Here is a 1,681-nt window from a genome sequence, read left to right on the forward strand (position 1 = left end):
TCGTTAAACCTGTCATCCCTGCTGAAATACTCCCGTTAATTCCTCCGACGAAAACATAACCCTGTCTTCATCTCACTAAGGAAACACCCCATGAAACGCTTGATTGCGCTGGTTTTGCTGTGCGCGCTTTTCGGATGCTCGCAGTCCCCTCGTCCCCCAGCCTTTGGTGGTCAGGGTATCCCGGTGAACACCCCTCAGATAATGGCGGAGTTAAACAGTCATGAGTGAACAGACCCTCATTGCGGATTCTCGCACCTTTGAGCAGCAGATGATTGAGCGGGACAAACGTGCCACAAAAGCCGGGTTTATGGTGGGTGGTGCGGGCCTGCTCACCGCCCTACTGGCACTCATCGCCGTGGTGCTGATGCTGCCCCTGAAACAGACGGTCGTTGAACTGTACACCGTGGATAATCATACCGGACGGGTGGAGCACGTCACCCGTGCATCGAAAACCAGTCTGACGGCGGAGGCAGCTTATCAGAAGGCGATGACGTCCGGTTACGTCAGGCTGCGTGAACGGTACGTTTACCCTTCCCTGCAGGACGATTACGCCACGGTACAGGTTTATAACAGTCCTCAGGTCAATGATGACTATCTGGCGCTGTATGCCGGAAAAGACGCCCCGGACAAGGTGTACCAGAATGGGACAAATACCGTACGCATCGACATTCTGTCAAACCAGATCACCTCAGGCACGGATCCCGATAAAGTTGCCACCCTTCGTTACAAAAAGACCATCCGCCGCCTCGCAGACAACAGCACCCGCACCGAATACTGGGATGCCCGTCTGACATTTCACTCCGATCCCGGCCGAGAAATGAGCGATACGGAACGAGAGGTTAACCCGTTCGGTTTTATCGTGACCAGTTGGCAGGCAGACCGTGAAATCCGGGGAGGTGAATAATGAAAAGCATCTCTCTTATCCCGCTGGCGCTGATGATGTGTGGCACGGCATGGTGCGCGGCCATCCCGCAGGCGAGCCGCTATGATGCCCGCGTTCAGCAGGTTGTCTATAACCCGCTGAACGTTACCGTCGTCAATACCCGTCCCGGTTTCATGACCACACTGGTCTTTGATAGCGACGAGGCGGTTATCAGCGCCAGACCCGGTTTTGAAGAAGCGTGGGAAGCCACACCGGACGCCAACCGGGTGAACGTCCGCCCGGTGGCGCTCGTTCAGGGTGCGCCCGGCGCGGACGGTAACACCACGCAGGTGGTGATCCCCCCTAACAGCCAGGACTGGCATACCAACCTGCTGATCGTCACCACCCGTCGGCTGTACAACGTCGAGCTGAATGTCATCGATGATAAGTCACAACAGCAGCCCGCTTTCCAGGTGAGTTACCGTTATCCGGGCGAAGACCGGGAGAAGGTCAATCGTGAGACAGCGGCCAGAGTGCTGGAACGGGAGCAAAAACAGCAGCAGACTGACATTCAGCAGGCCCTGAATGCCGCGCAGACGCCACGCAACTGGGACTACCTCAAATATCCGGGGCGCGACAGCACCCGTATTGTCCCCGATTTTGCGTATGACGATGGCCGCTTTACGTTCGTGGGCTTCTCCCCGGCCAAATCTATTCCCTCCGTGACAAAAGCGCTGAACGGCCAGGAGCATGTGGTTAACAGCAGTATCCGCAGAAAAGGCAACTTCAGCGTATTGGTCATTCAGGAGGTCACGCCCC

The 1,681-nt window shown here is 56.5% G+C and carries 2 protein-coding genes; both read left to right on the top strand.

Annotated features, from left to right (window positions below):
- The first annotated feature begins 220 nt into the window (after window positions 1–220).
- Complete coding sequence (locus tag J5224_RS26835; RefSeq protein WP_261867615.1) at window positions 221–904, top strand: virB8 family protein; 684 nt, start codon at window positions 221–223, stop codon at window positions 902–904.
- Window positions 904–1,681, top strand: a 778-nt coding sequence (virB9, locus tag J5224_RS26840; RefSeq protein ID WP_413544729.1) for a P-type conjugative transfer protein VirB9, incomplete at its 3' end; no start/stop codon positions are given. The genes J5224_RS26835 and virB9, both read left to right, overlap by 1 nt.

The organism is Candidatus Symbiopectobacterium sp. NZEC135, assembly GCF_025962695.1.